General features: G+C 45.4%; 17 protein-coding genes. 6 read left to right on the top strand and 11 right to left on the bottom strand.

Features of this window, described 5'->3' with window-relative positions; translation table 11 throughout:
* Positions 1–54: 54 nt before the first annotated feature.
* Positions 55–459: an aldehyde-activating protein gene (locus L1D21_RS00900; RefSeq protein ID WP_239843346.1), complete on the top strand. Its 405-nt coding sequence runs from the start codon at positions 55–57 to the stop codon at positions 457–459.
* A gap of 297 nt (positions 460–756) precedes the next feature.
* Here L1D21_RS00900 and L1D21_RS00905 read toward each other — a convergent pair whose 3' ends face one another.
* Positions 757–2,781: an FAD/NAD(P)-binding protein gene (locus L1D21_RS00905; RefSeq protein ID WP_239843347.1), complete on the bottom strand. Its 2,025-nt coding sequence runs from the start codon at positions 2,779–2,781 to the stop codon at positions 757–759.
* A gap of 138 nt (positions 2,782–2,919) precedes the next feature.
* Here L1D21_RS00905 and L1D21_RS00910 point away from each other — a divergent pair, with 138 nt between their 5' ends.
* Positions 2,920–4,287 (top strand): sodium:alanine symporter family protein, encoded by a 1,368-nt coding sequence (locus tag L1D21_RS00910; protein ID WP_239843348.1) that lies wholly within the window; start codon positions 2,920–2,922, stop codon positions 4,285–4,287.
* A gap of 65 nt (positions 4,288–4,352) precedes the next feature.
* On the opposite strand, the gene L1D21_RS00915 is transcribed toward L1D21_RS00910, so the two are convergent.
* The 7 genes from L1D21_RS00915 to L1D21_RS00945 all read right to left on the bottom strand — a co-directional run bounded on the left by L1D21_RS00915 (position 4,353) and on the right by L1D21_RS00945 (position 9,935).
* A complete protein-coding gene (locus L1D21_RS00915) occupies positions 4,353–5,456 on the bottom strand; it encodes an ABC transporter permease (protein WP_239843349.1) in 1,104 nt (367 codons plus the stop codon).
* Positions 5,440–6,402, bottom strand: coding sequence for an ABC transporter ATP-binding protein (locus L1D21_RS00920; RefSeq protein WP_239843350.1), 963 nt, complete (start codon positions 6,400–6,402; stop codon positions 5,440–5,442). The genes L1D21_RS00915 and L1D21_RS00920 overlap by 17 nt, the downstream gene beginning before the upstream one ends.
* Positions 6,399–7,358 (bottom strand): HlyD family efflux transporter periplasmic adaptor subunit, encoded by a 960-nt coding sequence (locus L1D21_RS00925; RefSeq protein ID WP_239843351.1) that lies wholly within the window; start codon positions 7,356–7,358, stop codon positions 6,399–6,401. Before L1D21_RS00925 ends, L1D21_RS00920 begins: the two co-directional genes overlap by 4 nt.
* 183 nt (positions 7,359–7,541) lie before the next feature.
* Positions 7,542–7,715 carry a hypothetical protein gene (locus tag L1D21_RS00930; RefSeq protein WP_239843352.1) on the bottom strand — a complete coding sequence of 58 codons (174 nt, stop codon included), beginning with the start codon at positions 7,713–7,715 and terminating at the stop codon, positions 7,542–7,544.
* A gap of 330 nt (positions 7,716–8,045) precedes the next feature.
* Positions 8,046–8,738 (bottom strand): TorF family putative porin, encoded by a 693-nt coding sequence (locus tag L1D21_RS00935; RefSeq protein ID WP_239843353.1) that lies wholly within the window; start codon positions 8,736–8,738, stop codon positions 8,046–8,048.
* A 239-nt stretch (positions 8,739–8,977) separates the two neighbouring features.
* On the bottom strand, positions 8,978–9,250 hold the full coding sequence (locus L1D21_RS00940; protein WP_239843354.1) for an HU family DNA-binding protein: 273 nt from the start codon (positions 9,248–9,250) through the stop codon (positions 8,978–8,980).
* Positions 9,251–9,536: 286 nt separating this feature from the next.
* Entirely contained in the window at positions 9,537–9,935 is a 399-nt protein-coding gene (locus L1D21_RS00945; RefSeq protein ID WP_239843355.1) for a hypothetical protein, read from the bottom strand.
* Between the two features lie 244 nt (positions 9,936–10,179).
* Between L1D21_RS00945 and L1D21_RS00950 the strand changes: the two genes are divergently transcribed.
* Positions 10,180–10,743 carry a DUF4240 domain-containing protein gene (locus L1D21_RS00950; RefSeq protein ID WP_239843356.1) on the top strand — a complete coding sequence of 188 codons (564 nt, stop codon included), beginning with the start codon at positions 10,180–10,182 and terminating at the stop codon, positions 10,741–10,743.
* Between the two features lie 44 nt (positions 10,744–10,787).
* Here the strand turns inward: L1D21_RS00950 and L1D21_RS00955 are convergent, their stop codons facing one another.
* The gene (locus L1D21_RS00955) at positions 10,788–11,093 is read right to left on the bottom strand and encodes a hypothetical protein (protein WP_239843357.1); all 306 of its coding nucleotides are present in this window, start codon (positions 11,091–11,093) and stop codon (positions 10,788–10,790) included.
* A gap of 330 nt (positions 11,094–11,423) precedes the next feature.
* Between L1D21_RS00955 and L1D21_RS00960 the strand changes: the two genes are divergently transcribed.
* Positions 11,424–11,948, top strand: coding sequence for a DUF3016 domain-containing protein (locus L1D21_RS00960; RefSeq protein WP_239843359.1), 525 nt, complete (start codon positions 11,424–11,426; stop codon positions 11,946–11,948).
* Positions 11,949–12,229: 281 nt separating this feature from the next.
* Here the strand turns inward: L1D21_RS00960 and L1D21_RS00965 are convergent, their stop codons facing one another.
* A complete protein-coding gene (locus L1D21_RS00965) occupies positions 12,230–12,541 on the bottom strand; it encodes a prephenate dehydrogenase (RefSeq protein ID WP_239843360.1) in 312 nt (103 codons plus the stop codon).
* Positions 12,542–12,589: 48 nt separating this feature from the next.
* Between L1D21_RS00965 and L1D21_RS00970 the strand changes: the two genes are divergently transcribed.
* The gene (locus L1D21_RS00970) at positions 12,590–13,489 is read left to right on the top strand and encodes a TraB/GumN family protein (RefSeq protein ID WP_239843361.1); all 900 of its coding nucleotides are present in this window, start codon (positions 12,590–12,592) and stop codon (positions 13,487–13,489) included.
* Between the two features lie 36 nt (positions 13,490–13,525).
* Here L1D21_RS00970 and L1D21_RS00975 read toward each other — a convergent pair whose 3' ends face one another.
* Positions 13,526–14,311 (bottom strand): methyltransferase domain-containing protein, encoded by a 786-nt coding sequence (locus L1D21_RS00975; protein WP_239843362.1) that lies wholly within the window; start codon positions 14,309–14,311, stop codon positions 13,526–13,528.
* Between the two features lie 206 nt (positions 14,312–14,517).
* On the opposite strand from L1D21_RS00975, the gene L1D21_RS00980 reads away from it, so the two are divergent.
* A complete protein-coding gene (locus L1D21_RS00980; RefSeq protein WP_239844156.1) occupies positions 14,518–15,357 on the top strand; it encodes a MaoC/PaaZ C-terminal domain-containing protein in 840 nt (279 codons plus the stop codon).
* Positions 15,358–15,381 lie beyond the last annotated feature (24 nt).

Below are 15,381 nucleotides of genomic sequence, written 5' to 3' on the forward strand. Positions count from 1 at the left end.
CGGAGCGATAACAAACTTGTTAACTTGTATGCAAACAGGTTTAAAAGGACCGTTATGTATCAAGGACAATGCCACTGCGGCAACGTAAAGCTCAGTATCAATCGGCTAACGGAAACGGCAACTCGTTGCAATTGTTCTATCTGTCAGCGTTATGCCGGCGTGTGGGGTTATTTTTCTGAGAGTGAAGTTAGCGTAACGGTTGGCGAGTTGGGCCTCGACAGTTACGAGCAAGGGGATAAATTTCTCAGTGTTAAACGTTGTAAGCATTGTGGCTGCGTGACTCATTACACCTGTAGCGAACGCTATAAAAAGCTGGCCTTGGAACAGGGGTTGGATAATGGAGACCGATTCGCGGTGAACTACAATATGTTTCCCCGAGAGTTGATTGCACAGTTGACCATCAAGTATTTGGATGGCGCCGATACTTGGGAGTATCTGGATCAAGAGTGCAGAATCTAATTATATTCTGATTAACCTGAACTCGGGAAAACGAGTGTCGGAAAGTCTAAATTTAACAAGCTAATTCAATGCTATAAAGGATTAGTTCGAAAAAGAAAGTCTATTTCCTGACTGAATGCGCAGATTTTTGGGCATATCAAGGCGCTCTGTCGTACACCATAGCGAGCTATGGTTAGGCAGAGCTCAGGTTGATTTAGTCTAAGCAAAGGGGTCTGCCAATTGTGACCCTCTTTTAATACTCATACCTCCACTCATTTTTTCGATTGCTATTAGCGCTCATTCTCAACAAGGTTTTCGCTATATTCGCTCGGCGGCGAGTTTGGCTGCGCGGGCACCATGTTGGAACGCGCCATTAGCATTTTGGGCACCATTGAGCTCTGAGTGAGCAATGATGATGCGGCCATATCCTTGTTTGACGATCTCCAGCGGATTTTGAGAACCATCGCTACGCATCATAAAACCGGCTGGCCGGGCTAGGCGAGCATGCCCCCAACGATTCAGTACAATCCCGGCGATATCGCGTTTTGCATCGAAACCATATTTGCTAAACATGCGGGTCATCTGGCGGCGAAGCATTAGTTCGTAGTCGGCATATTGAGTGCTGAACATACGAATACGACCCGCCATTGTTTGTCGTTTAGCATCGGTTTCAGCGGTGTCGTAAAGCCCCATATATAGAGTAAAAATCGCAGGTTTATTGGGATCCATTGGCGGCGTATGGCCATCGACTTGCATCGGTGCACGCAGATTGCCGCAGAAACCTAATTGATGCTCATCATCGAACCAACGTACAGCGCCAACGCCGAGTTTGGCGAGGAACTTCCAGTTGCTGAGGGCGACGTTGATCACCAGTGCTGGTGCGTGAATAAACTCTTCATAGGCATTTGCTGTCACTTTGGGCATATCGGTCAGAATATGACGATTGACCCAGCCACCGCTGGCCATGATCACTTGTCCCGCAGTTAACTTGTGTAGAGTGCCAGCTTGTTCGTAGGTTATTTCCACCTTATCACTTTGATGATCTTGGTGTTGGTGCTCAACTTTAACTGCCGTTGCAGATAAGCGCATACGAGTAGCTTGTTCAGGGCTGTCCAAGGCTGCGAAATTGACAGAGCCGAATAGCATATTACTAAAGCTGTTATCGCCACTAATGGCGTGAGGGTTGATTTTGCGTGCTAAGGCACGGGTAAAGGCGCTGTTACCACCAGGAAAGGAGGGAATTGAGCGTTTCAGGTTCATCACAAAGTGGCTAGCCTCTTTGGCAGAGGCATTTTCTGGTGACAGTCCGGTAAGTAGGCCGACTAAAGGGCGAGCCATGTCGAGTACGGTTTTGTCATAGCCTTTGATTTGACTGAGAAAATGACTGTAGCTCATGTTATCTAGGGCAAAGTCTGTTAAGCCTTCATTGCCGCCTTGGTTTTGTCGCCAAGCTAACAAGTCACGTTTTGCGGTTGCGCTAAAGGGAGTCTTTTTGAGTTTATCGGCCCAAATGTTATTGCTGAAATAGGGGCGAGGCGCGCCTTCAGTTTTGCTGAAGTAATAGCCCACATCTACTAGATTCTCACCTATACCATCCATATTGGTGTAATTATCGGTCGATAAACGAATGTGCTGAAAGGGTTCGCTAGGCTGTACAAAATCATATTGGCGCGGCAGTTCAAGCTCAGTGAATAGTTTATCCATTTGGGTGCCTGAACCTGGTGCGGGAACCGCAAAATCGTTAGCGGCCTGAGGGCCCGTTAAACGCACACCATCGACCATAAAATCATTTTGCTTAGAGGCACCGCCGAATATGGCATGATTATCTAGTAACAAGCAGCGCTTCCTTCCTTGAGTCAGTTTTTGAAATTCGTAGGCTGCCAACATACCTGCCGGTCCGCCACCGACAATGACCAAATCAAAATGCTCGACATCGTCACTACTGGGTAGTTGTGACCAGGTATTGTCTCGAATACGGTGGGCGGAAGAGACAACATTATAGGTGTTGCCATTGGCTTCGCTGTAATCCCCCACACCGCCATAACCTGTCCATGGGTTCCATTGTGGACGGCTTGGAGTGGAATCCGCTTTTTCTGCAAAAGAGGGTGCCGATAAACCACATAACATCACAGCGCTGGTGGCTAATGTGCCATTGATAAAATCGCGTCGAGTGATGGGTTTATTCATGCCCAACTGAGAGGCAAGTTTGTCATTTTTGTTCATCGCAACACCATTATTGTTATTAGCTTTATTGGGAGATGACTGTTTGTTCATCAAATCTTGTTTTATCTGCGAACAATATTCAAGCCCCGATATTGTTAGCATTTGTTGACGTGCATTCATGGCAGCTAAGTCATAGCATTTATGTTGCAATTCATTAACATCTAACCTTCATTTGTAGTCGGTTTCGTTGTACTCTGAGGAGCAAGCAATAAGTGTGGCAAAGATCACCTGAATAACGATAAAAATGACGAGGTTTTAATGGAAGGAATTACTGAGTTTGTCAGTATGATCAACGGTTTTGTGTGGGGTACTCCCATGCTGGTGATGATCTTGGGGGTAGGGCTATTTCTGTCCTTCGGTTTGAAACTGATGCCCATCTTAAAACTAGGTACAGGCTTTAAGTTGCTATGGTCTGGCCGTATTCCCGATAAAGATAAAAATATGAAAGGGGAGATTAGCCCTTTCAATGCATTAATGACATCTCTGTCAGCCACCATAGGTACAGGTAATATTGCCGGGGTTGCCACGGCTATTTTCATTGGTGGCCCTGGCGCCCTGTTTTGGATGTGGTGTACCGCATTAGTGGGTATGGCGACTAAGTTTTCTGAAGCTGTGTTAGCGGTTAAATATCGTGAAGTTGATGATAACGGCAACCATATTGGTGGTCCTATGTATTACATCAAAAATGGTCTTGGCAGCAAATGGGCTTGGTTAGGTACTGCCTTTGCTTTGTTTGGATCGTTTGCGGGCTTCGGTATTGGCAATACGGTGCAGGCAAACTCAGTTGCCGATGCATTGAGCAGCAACTTTGGAGTACCGACTTGGGTCACTGGCGTGATCTTAATGCTGTTAGTGGGTGCGGTATTAGTGGGTGGTATCAAGCGTATTGCCGATGTTGCTGGTAAGCTGGTGCCATTAATGACGGTATTTTATATCACAGCAGGTTTAGCTGTGTTGGTGGTGAACGCGAGTGAAATTCCGGCAGCTATCGAATTGATTGTTCACAGTGCCTTTAATCCAGTTGCCGCGCAAGGCGGTTTTGCTGGTGCAGCGGTATGGGCGGCGATTCGTTTTGGTGTAGCCCGTGGTGTGTTCTCTAACGAAGCCGGTTTAGGTAGTGCTCCAATTGCTCATGCGGCGGCGCAAACCAATAATCCAGTTGCTCAAGGCCTAGTGGCGATGTTGGGTACCTTTATCGATACTTTAATTGTTTGTTCAATTACAGGTTTGGCGATTGTGGTCTCTGGTGCTTGGACTTCCGGTGAAAATGGTGCGGCATTAACCTCTTTTGCTTTCTCTCAGGCTCTACCTCTGGGTAACTATATTGTGGCTATCGCACTGTCGGTATTCGCATTTACCACCATCTTAGGCTGGAGTGTTTATAGTGAAAAATGTGTGCAGTATCTGTTTGGTGTTCGCGCGGTAAAACCGTTCCGTTTTATCTGGATCTTAGTGGTGCCATTAGGGGCGGTGAGTTCATTAGACTTTATCTGGTTACTGGCCGATACCCTAAACGCCATGATGGCAATCCCGAACCTTACTGCGCTGGCTTTACTAAGCCCTGTGGTATTTGGTTTGACTCGTGATTACTTTATTAAGAAGCGTCAGCAAGAAGCTAAAGCCTAATGGATTAGCTAAAAAGTTGTCGGAGAAAAAGCGCCTGTAGGCGCTTTTTTTGTTGGTATATGCCACTAATCCAAACGCTTAGTGAATCGTTTTGAAGCAACAAAAATGCCCAATAAGGTAAAGCCAACTAGCCATAGTGCATCGAAGCGCATATCGGCCAGCTCACCACCTCGTAAGACGATGGCGCGGATAATCCGCATAAAGTGAGTGGCTGGTAGCAGTTCGGCAATCCATTGAGCGGGTTTGGGCATGGCCTCGAAGGGAAACATAAAACCCGACAATAAGATGGTAGGAAGAATGATAAAAATGGTCATCTGCATTGCCTGAAGTTGAGACTTCGCAATGGTGGAGATGATCAAGCCTAAGGTGAGACTGGCGGCAATAAACAACAGTGTTCCCATAAGTAATTGGGCAATAGCACCGTTGATGGGCACATCGAAAATGTAATGCCCTAAGCTTAAGATAATGGTCATCTGAATGAGTCCCACCAAGATATAAGGCACAATTTTGCCTAACATCAGCTCTAGAGGTTTGATGGGGGTCGTGATCAACAGTTCTAGATTGCCTTTCTCCCGCTCACGAACGATGGCTGCCGAGGTAAATAGGATCATGGTCATGGTGAGAATGACTGCAATCAATCCCGGCACAATATTGACTGCTGAACGCTGCTCAGGATTATAAAACAGCGCCACTTCGAAGGTGGGTGAGTGGCTGGGCTCTTGGCCTGTTATCTGATCCAGCGGCATAGATCTTAATTGGCTAATGGCAGCGGCGACCATGGTATCTGAGCCATCGACAATCCATTGGCCTAAGGTTTCGCCATGGGCTAATTTTTCGGTGAGATTGGGCGGCAACACTAAGGCTGCACGGACTTCGCCTCGTGTAATGGCCGCCTGTGCCTCTTTGGTACTGGCATAATGCTGCTTAATCGATACCACTTGGGTCACTTTTATCGCCTCGACTATCCAGCGCCCGGCAGCGGAGTTGCTCTGATCGACAACCACTATGGGCACATTACGTACATCGGTATTGATGGCGTAACCAAATAGCAATAACTGGATCAGCGGGATCATAACCACCATGCCAAAGGTGATACGGTCGCGCTTTAGCTGTCTTAGCTCTTTGAGGGTGATCGACTTGATGCGTTTAAGGCTAGCCACCAGTGACATCTGTAGCCTCCAAGCGTTGGCGATTTTTCCCTGTGACGGTGACAAACAGATCTTCGATACTGGCTGGTACTTGATGTAGCTGAGCCTGGCTAAAGTCGATAGGCGTTTGTTTAAGCCAAGTAATGGGTTGGTCGATTTGATTATCGATTAATACCCTTAGCCGCTCGCCTAATTGCGCCGCTGACCGCACTTGCGGCAATTGAATAAGCTGTGCTTTTAGGTTTCTTAGATTGCTAGCCGTGACCTCAACCACATTAACGCCCATCTGTTGTAATAGTGCCTTAGGCTTCCCATCGGCCCGAATATGGCCTTGTTCCATGATTGCCAGTTTGTGACAACGCTCGGCTTCATCCATGTAGTGAGTGGTGACTAAGATGCTGGTGCCTTGCTCTGATAGATCGAATAATTGTTCCCAAAAGTCCCGCCGATTCTGAGGGTCTACCGCCGAAGTGGGTTCGTCGAGAAACAGCAGCTCGGGTGAGTTAACACAGGCGCAGGCTAAGGCGAGTCGTTGTTTTTGGCCGCCACTTAATGTGCCAGCTAATTGATTTTCTTGAGATTGTAGATGATAAGTTGACAAGAGTTCACTGAGCTTTTGCTTGCTGGTATTGGCGCTTAAACCATAAATATCGGCGATAAATTTAAGGTTCTCGGTTACGGTTAAATCTTCATAGAGGGAGAATTTTTGCGTCATATAGCCGATACGGCTGCGCAGGATTTCCGCCTGACGTGGGATAGAGAGTCCGAGAACCTGAATCGTCCCTTGAGTGGGTAACATTAAGCCGGTAAGCATACGTATAGTGGTGGATTTACCGCAGCCATTAGGGCCGAGAAAGCCGTAAATTTCCCCCTTAGTAATCTGCAAGTCGAGGTTGGCCACCGCGGTAAGGTGATCGAAGACCTTACTGATGCCACGCACATCGACAACCAATTCTGGCGCGGTCACTGGGGCAACTCCACTTGGGCGGGGAGGCCTGTGGCTAACTGTGCCGCGCCTTTCTCGAGGTCGAACTCGGCTAAATACACTAGGCGTGACCTGTCTTGCTGATTGAGGGCGTAATATGGGGTAAATGCAGGCTCTTTGCTTAACCATCTTAGCTGGCCAACAAAAGCCTTATCGACACCATCGACATAGACTTTAAGTTGTTGACCTATGGCCAGTTTTGCTACGTAGGGTTCAGGGATATAGACCCGAGCATAAGGGGCGTTATCGGCCTGAATTACGACTACCACGGCATTGGTGGGAACACGCTCTCCCAAGTTAAATGGCAGGCTGTCGAGCCGACCGCTGCGAGTCGCTATGATGCTTAAGTCGTCTAGGGTTTGTTGTTCGAGTGCTAATTTTGCCTTGGCGGCATCGAGGGATGCTTGGGCTTGAGTTATATCTTCTTGCCGTACGCCGACGATCAGTTTAGCTAGAGACTCGTTGGCGGCATTATGCTCTGCAATGGTGCGGTCGCGATTGGCGATTGCATCATCGAGGTCCGACTGACTAACAAGGTTTTGTTTTTTTAGACTGTTAATACGTTGGTAGGCTTTCTCTGCTTGCACCATGGCTGCCGTTGAGCGCTGCACATTGGCTTGGGCGCTGGCGATGTCCTCGGGTCTTTCACCATTGGTCAAACGCAGTAAGTAGGCTTGAGCTTGAGCCAGATCGGCCTTTGCAATGGCGACTCTACTGCTTTGTTTACGGTTATCGAGTTGTAGCAGCAGTTCGCCTTGTTCCACATGGCTACCCTCTTTCTTGGGAAGTTGGGTGATTAATTCACCCGCAGTAGCCCGCAGCAATACGCGATCTCGTTCCAGTGTGCCTAAAGCTTGATTAGTTACTTCAGGTTGGCAGGCGCTGATACTCAGAGTGCAGACGAAAAACAGCAGTACACTGTTGATTGAGCGATTCATTTTAGCCTCATATTTGCCGCTTGCATCAGGAAAAATCAATGTGTTAGTTAAGCTTAGCACTATTTTTTATTGGGCTAAATTGTGATTAATCGCGGCGGGTTATCGGGCGATAATTATTGCGCAATATTGATGATTGCAGAACTGATGGGGCGATATGATTCGCCCCGAATGGTGTAGCAATGATTAATAAAAATCGCCGCCCATGGCACGTTTCAAGGCTGCCTGTTCGAGTATCTCCTCTAAGCGTTTTTTCACTTCGCGTCGATGTTGCAACTCACAAGCTGCCTTGGGATTTTTAGGCATGGTGATGGCTTCGATTTCGGCATCGTTAGGAATAACATCAAGTAATTGAGCCATAGTGGACTCCTTAATAACTCAAAATCATCAATCGAAAGCACCTTAATGGTGCAGCTGATCACTTCTGCTTTGATCACCCTGGATGCGACAAGGCTAAAGTGATGATACGTGATAATGCTTTAACTATTAGCTCAAGGAATTAGTTTCACATTAGTCATCGCTAATAAGAAAAATAGCAGGGAGTTAAAAAAGATTTTGAGACTGAGTTAACATAATTGACGTTAACTTTTTAAAGCGGATTTTAGATAAAAATAGATTTTAATTTGTTGAATATATTAGGTTTAAAATGGGTTGCCACTCTAATTTAGTGGCAACTCATTTAGACAAAGATCACATATCGAAACTATAGCTATAGCCAATAATCACTTTAGGATCGTCGTCTTCTAAATCGGTATCGCTCACCATAAATGAGAAGCTACCGTACTCAGTTTCTTTATCGAGTGATACTGAATAGTCAGCGTAATTATCTTCACCAAACCACGAGGTAACCACATCACCAGTAGAGTAACCATAATGCGCCGAGATTGATAAACTGTCTGACAATGGGAAGCTTACGCCTGCATTGATATAGCTCATATCTTCATTATCTAATGGCGAGCTAGCAACGTCATCACCGGCATTGAGTATGGTAGAGTAGCTAAGGCTCAACCATTTCCAACTGACACCAACACTGACTTCACCAAAGTCTATTTCGCCGTCACTATCAGGATAGGCGTAGTAAAGGTAGCTAACGTCGTAGCCGAAATCTTCACCGATGCTACCTGAGTAGCCACCATAAACATCGAGTTCGTATGATGTATCATCGCCAAAGTCGACATTAGATGCCCATGTGCCTAAGTAAAAACCACTATCATGTTCGTAATCGATACCACCTTGAATTGCGGTAGCGTCACCCGTTTGGGTCACTCCGCGCCATAAGTAGTTCGAGGTTGCGCCCACATTGCCGGTTACACTAGCGCTTGCTGGCAATGCAATCATCATAGTTCCCACTAGGATGCTAAGGTTCCGAAGTGCTTGTTTCATACTCATTCCTTTTGTTGGTATATGGGAGCAGCCTAGCGTTATTGTTTTAAGTATTGTTAGGTTGCCTTAATCTTGTAGCGAAGAGCGTGCCAATTATTTAACTTATTTCTTTCAAACACTTAACAAGTTTTGCTCGCAAGTGGATGACGCTATTGATTATAAATGAGGCAGTGGCGCACAAATTTGGTGCATAAAAAAACCTCCATATAGGAGGTTTTTCAATAGCTTAAGAGTAATGCTTAGTTAACGCTGTCTTTAAGCGTTTTACCAGCTTTAAACTTAGGTACTGTCGCAGCAGGGATTTGGATCTCTTTACCTGTTTGTGGGTTACGGCCAGTACGAGCGGCACGGCTTGTTGTTTCAAAAGAACCAAAACCTACAATAGAGATTTTCTCGCCGTTCTTCATCGCTTCCGCTACTGTTTCTTCAAAAGATTTTAATGCGCGAGCAGCTTCAGCTTTAGTGAGTTCAGCGCTTTCCGCCATTTTTGCAACAAGTTCAGTTTTATTCATTTGGATAGTCTCTTCTTTCCGTAGATTAGGTATTACCAATTACATTAGATACTTGCAATTGCTGAACTAAACATGCCACAAGCATTTCGATAATGAAAGTGGTTTTATGCCGATAAACGCTGGATTTAGCCAATTTTTACAAAAATGTTAAATTTTTAGCGTAAATAGTTTCGTTTTTGTGCACTAAAGCTGAAAACCGCGCCCTAGCTAGGCTAGCGGTCAATTGGGTTTAAGAAGCTCTGATTCGGTTTCTATAGCAGGTTAACTAAGGCTAATCTTGAAGGGATTAAGCCTGTTTAACTTCAGATGAACTGAGATAGTGCTTAGTTGATGGTCGAAATGCCACCCACCACTGAAACAGCATGAACACAATAACGACGATGCTGATAACAGACATAGGAATATTGCGCCCAAACAGTACCACTTTGACGTCTTCTGGGGTGATTTGATAAGCGATAATGCCAGTGGCTCCCAGCGCGACAAAACCCAAGGTTTGGATGGCGATGTAGATTTTAAGCACCAAATTAGCCCATGGGGTACGCCAGAGAATCCCTATCAAAACAGGAATAACCCCTGCAGTAAATAGGTCGAGGTTATGAGTCTCTAATGTACGCAATACAGCCAGTATGGCGATAATAAAGTACAAACAGATAAGCAGTAATAGTGCTGGTTGAGGTCGAGTCATAATGCAAATTGGTTCATTTCTTAAATTGACGTTTTAGTTGGCTGGCATGTTTCGGTATACGTGCCAAACATGTCGTAAAAATTGTCAGCGAGTGTAGAAAAAACCACTCTAATAGTCCAATGGTTTACCGAGTCGTTTTGCCATAGTGTTTCAGCTCCCCAGTGCATATTCCAGTCAGTTAATTACCTTAGGCGTGAATTGCGTTAATATAAGCCATCATTTTAGCTCAATAGATTTTTCTGCAATGACACAAGCATCGACACCTAGCCAACACGAGAAGCCGACTCAAATACAAGCACTAACTGAAGAGCAATTTTGGCAATTGGTCACACGCAGCTCATTGGAACAAGATCAGCACAGTTTGGCCGAGAATTTGAAGTCTAAGCTGGATGCCTTGACCAATGATGAGCTTGCCGCCTTCGATAAGTTGTTTTCGCAAAAGATGCGCCTATGTTATCAATGGTCATTGTGGGGGGCGGCATATATTGTCACTGGTTGTGATAGCGAGTATGAATTTGCCGAGTTTCGTTGTTTCTTGATCTCTTTAGGTCAGGAATGGTTCGAGAAGGTGTTAGCCGAACCCGATGTTTTGGGCTTGTTGCCGCAATGGCCTGAGAAAGATGGTTATGCATATCCCTTTGTCGATGAATATGATCTGATCGCTGGGCAGATATTTGAACTGCGAACCAATGAGGAGTTGCCATTTGTGCCATCCGGTCGAGCTACGCCACAAGGTAAACAATTCTCTAATAAGAAGAAACAGCTAAAGGCGACTTACCCGAAGCTATTCCAGCGTTTTCCGTTTTAAAAATGAAATATATAGTAGATTCAGCATTTTAGTGCAGCATCGGGTTAATTATTTTGCATGGTCTCACATTGGAAGCCCTGGCGGCTGGAATCAAACCAGCAGCTTAGGCCACACTCCCAAACTACATCGCCCAGCTCATGAGCTTGCTGCTCGGCGAACGCTTTGCAGCTGGGGTAATCGTTAAAATCATCGGTTTTCTTATATGCGCCAGAAGCGTAGCCATTGGCATAGACGAAGGCTGACCAAGTTTCTGGCTGATCACTAGCTTGCTGTTGATTAATGCTAAATAGTGCAAGCCCTGCGGCGACAAACAGTAACAGGGTAAAAACGAGCGGGAGATACTTTTTCATAGTGATCTTATATAGCGCCATTTGATAGCACTATACTTTAGATTAATCGCTAACCGATACAAAGTGATACTGATAGTTATGGATTAACTTTATCGCTAATTTTGTCGCTCATCATCGCGATTTGATTTAGATTTTTGCGATAGTTTTTGATGACTTACCCCCTTAGTTGCATATTATTCAGTGGCAGAAGCGATGATGCGAGAGGGGGAACACTGTTTGACTGATTATTTCGGCATTTTTTATCGTTTTGCATTTAGCCGATATTCAGGTTAGTTTTTGTACCCTAGCATGCTAATGGCTGAATTTGTTAGCCAAATTCCGGAGGCGAATATGAAGCTTAAAGTGCTGATGATGGCGGCAGTGTTGCTGTCTTTGAATGTTTGTGCTGAAGAAGTTACCCCCGATCCAGTCACCCAAGAGGGGATGGTTAACATTACTTGGCAAGGTGTAGATAAATATCGAGATATTAAAGCCGTTAGCGAGATTCAGTCCCGTTATGAGCAGCGCGTCTTCGATGTAATCACTAAGCAGCTTAACAAGTCGGTTAGCAAAGTGTTTAAGGCTAATCAGACACTGAAAATGCAAGTCACCGATGTGGATTTAGCCGGTGACGTCAGACCTACTTTTGGTGCAACCGCAAGTCATGATATTCGTCTGATCACCGATCTGTATCCACCGCGTTTGACCTTTAGTTATCAGGTACTTGAAGATGAAAAAGTGATCATGGTTGGCGATGAAAAGCTAAAAGATATGGGCTTTTTACAAACAACCGGTGTGACCAGTAATCAGCCGTTACGTTATGAAGCCAAGATGTTAGATGAGTGGGTGAAGAAGAAAATCGCACCACAACTTTAAGTTATTTTATAGGCCGGGTAGCCGAGAGGTTACCCGTCACTCAGATGTTGAAGCAGGCTAAAAGCGTTAACGGCGGTTTTAGCCTGTTTTTTATGCCTCGAGTTGCATTGTGGCAATATTAAAAATTAAGTTGGATCAGACCGTAATGGCTACTTGTTCTATTATCCTGTTGAACCCTAGGTTAATATCAAAGTTTGTCATCTTGGTTCATTACGCTGAACAATGGCAGCGATTTTATGACCAATAGATGACAGCATTATGGCGTCTTCAGACCAAAATCATTATTTGGTCTGTGACTTGAAGGTTTGCAAGGTTTGCAGCAATACGCCAAGCTTACGCACTAACTTTTCTAGTGCTGGCGCTAGGGCTTCACCTTCGCTGGGAAGTTGAGTCATCTCTTGGGCAAGTTCTTGTACATAAGGACTAAAACGATTGCTACGGGCATCGAAACCCTCTTCTTGTGTGAAGATAGTACTAAACTTACCGTGACCTGCCTTCTTGAGTTCGTCGAGCTTATTGTCGGCATCGATAGCCTGGCGATAAGCAAGTTGCAGGGTTTCTTTCAATTGTTGCGTCAGTTGCGAATGTGGCATAACTGGCTCGATCATAAAAATTTAGGCAAATTATAAGGGGCTAGGCTGATGGCAACAAGTCGGCATTTCAGTTTACTGGTATTGATTGGCTTACTGAGCCTGTTTGCGATCACCAAGGTGATGGCTGCAGTAAGTGATAAACCGCCATTTTATAAGATAAGTTATCAAGGGAAGAGTGCCTACCTATTGGGCTCAATTCATGTGGGCAGCGAAGATTTTTATCCCATGGCACCACAAATTGAAACCGCCTTCGATAATGCCTCGGCCTTGGTCATTGAAGCGGATATTGAAAATGCAGATGTAGGCAAATTGATCAACCGCTATGGCAAAACACCTATTGCTAAGACTGAAGCCCAAGATCAGCTCACGGCCAAACGCTTGGAAGGCTATTGCCAAAATAACATTACCGTCTGTAACGCCTTAGCAGGTTATTCACCTTGGCTACAAGCAACCCAATTAAGCGTGATGCGTTTTGGACTGCTGGGTTATCAGCCACATTGGGGAGTCGATCAGGTGTTGATTGGCAAAAACCGTTCAAGGCCGATAATTGAGTTAGAGAACGCCGAGTTTCAATTTCAATTACTCTCTTCTTTCGGCGGTGAAGATCAATGGGACATGGTGTTAGAGGCGATTGAAGTCTCCGACGAGGAGATGATGGCGCTAATCAACGCATGGCGCAGTGGTGACGAAGTCGCTATCGATCAGTTGATGGTAGGACAATTACAGCACGGTGATGATATTGAGATGCTCGATAAAATACTCTGGCAACGTAATATCGATATGAGCCATAAGATTGCTAAGTTAATGACTAAGCAAGACTCTGACGAGCCCTTATTTATCGTGGTTGGCGCCGGACATGTGGTTGGCGATAAAGGGATCCCGATTAAAATGAAATCCCTCTACCAAGCCAGCATTCAAAATTGTTGGCAGCAAAAGTGTGTTGATTAAGCCACTTTTGAGGGCTGCACTAGTACAATTCTATATTTAACTGTCACACCAACGGCAGATAAAATGCACATATCGCCCGAGTCCAATATAGGCTGGATGCTGAGAATACTGCAGTTCCATCGCGATCAACTGCTGAAAGTCTGAGTTTGGTGGCTGGTGGGTTTTAAGGTAATCATGGATCACCCTGACGCCGGACTGACTCACTAAGACCATCTGCCATTCATTCAGCCAGTGTCTAACTTCATCGATATACAATGGATGAGTTGGGGTCAGACCGACTTTCTTTTTTACCTTGAAATCGGCGGCCACATAATCGAAGTTTCCCGAGATCAAACTGTGAAAACGCATCGCTTCTTTGTTATAGAACATTAAAGAAAACAGCCCATTGGGCTTGACGAGTTGCGTTAGCTGCGCCAATGTGGTTTTAGCATCTGTGAGCCACTCAGCGACCGCATGACATAACACGATATCGTATTGGCCATGTTCTGTTGGATTCAGAGCCTGGATCGGCGCATGAAGTAGCTCAATATCCAGTTGGGTTTGATGTTCGTTTTGATAAGTTTCAATTTGGTGTTTTGCCAGTGCTAACATCTCGCTTGAGATATCGCACAAGGTCACACTATGCCCCAACTTAGCTAGCTTTTGGCTGAAAAAACCAAAGCCACCGCCAGCATCTAAAATCCGTAGTTTGCTGTCGCCAAATTGAGTTAAAACTTGGCTCAGGTCGCGCCAAATCACGACGGCGCGCACTTCACCCTTAGGGGTGCCGTAAATGTTTTTGGCAAACTTGCCTGCCAGTTGATCAAAGTTTTTGTCTTGCACTGATGTTGCTCTAATGACAGTGGATCGGAGATAAATTCGATGGGCTATTTTGCCACAGGGAGGTTGGGTTCGCATCTGCCAGGGTAAGATTTCGGTATCAAAAGCGATTTTTGAGGTATACTTGGACGCTTGCCATTTTTTAGATTCGTTAAATATTGAAGGGTTTAGTTAGCGTGAATAAAGAAATTTGTGTTGAATTGAAGGCGATGCCGTCTCTGTTATCGCTTTACCGCAAGATTTTTTTTGGTCGTAAACCCGGGTGGGATCAACAACCATTGCCGCATATTCGTGTGTCTTGTCCTAACGTGAGTGTTAGCGGTGAAAATGTGCAGCAATATGCCAATGTGTGTGGTTTTGATTTCAATGGCAAGGTGTTACCTATCACCTATCTTTATGTGTTGGCGTTTCGCCTGCACGCTACCATCTTTACCCATCAGGCGGTCACTTTTCCGCTGCTTGGGATGATTCATCTAAAGAACAGCATCAGCCAATATCGTCAGGTCACAGTGAATGACAGCTTTAATATTGAATGTGAATTAACCAGCAGTCAGACCACAGATTCGGGCTTAGAGTTTGAATTGGTCTCAAAGGCATTTGTGGGTGATGAGTTAGTGTGGGAATCGCTATCGACTTACCTTTATCGTATCGAAAGTGCTGGTCGTCGTGTTCGTCCACCTAAAGCCAGTACCATGGAATGGAACGAGCCTGCAATTTGGGAACTTAGTGAAGATTTAGGCCGACGTTATGCAAAGGCTTCGGGTGATTATAACCTGATCCACTTGCATCCCGTGTTGTCTAAGCGTTTTGGTTTCGATCGAGTGTTGGCCCATGGAATGTGGTCAAAAGCACGCAGTATTGCCGAGTTGATGCCTAATATTGGCGACAAACCTTGTACTGTGGAAGTGGCCTTTAAACTGCCGTTATTAATGCCAGCGCAAGTAAGTTTCGGTATTGATGCCGCCCAAGAGTCGGGTTTGGCATTTGAGCTAAGAGATATCAAGGGGCGTCGACCTCATTTAACTGGCAGCGTTAAATTTCACGACTAGTCTCTGTCGATAAAACAGCGATGA

It is taken from the genome of Shewanella sp. Isolate11, from assembly GCF_022398315.1.
Taxonomy (GTDB): Bacteria; Pseudomonadota; Gammaproteobacteria; order Enterobacterales; family Shewanellaceae; genus Shewanella.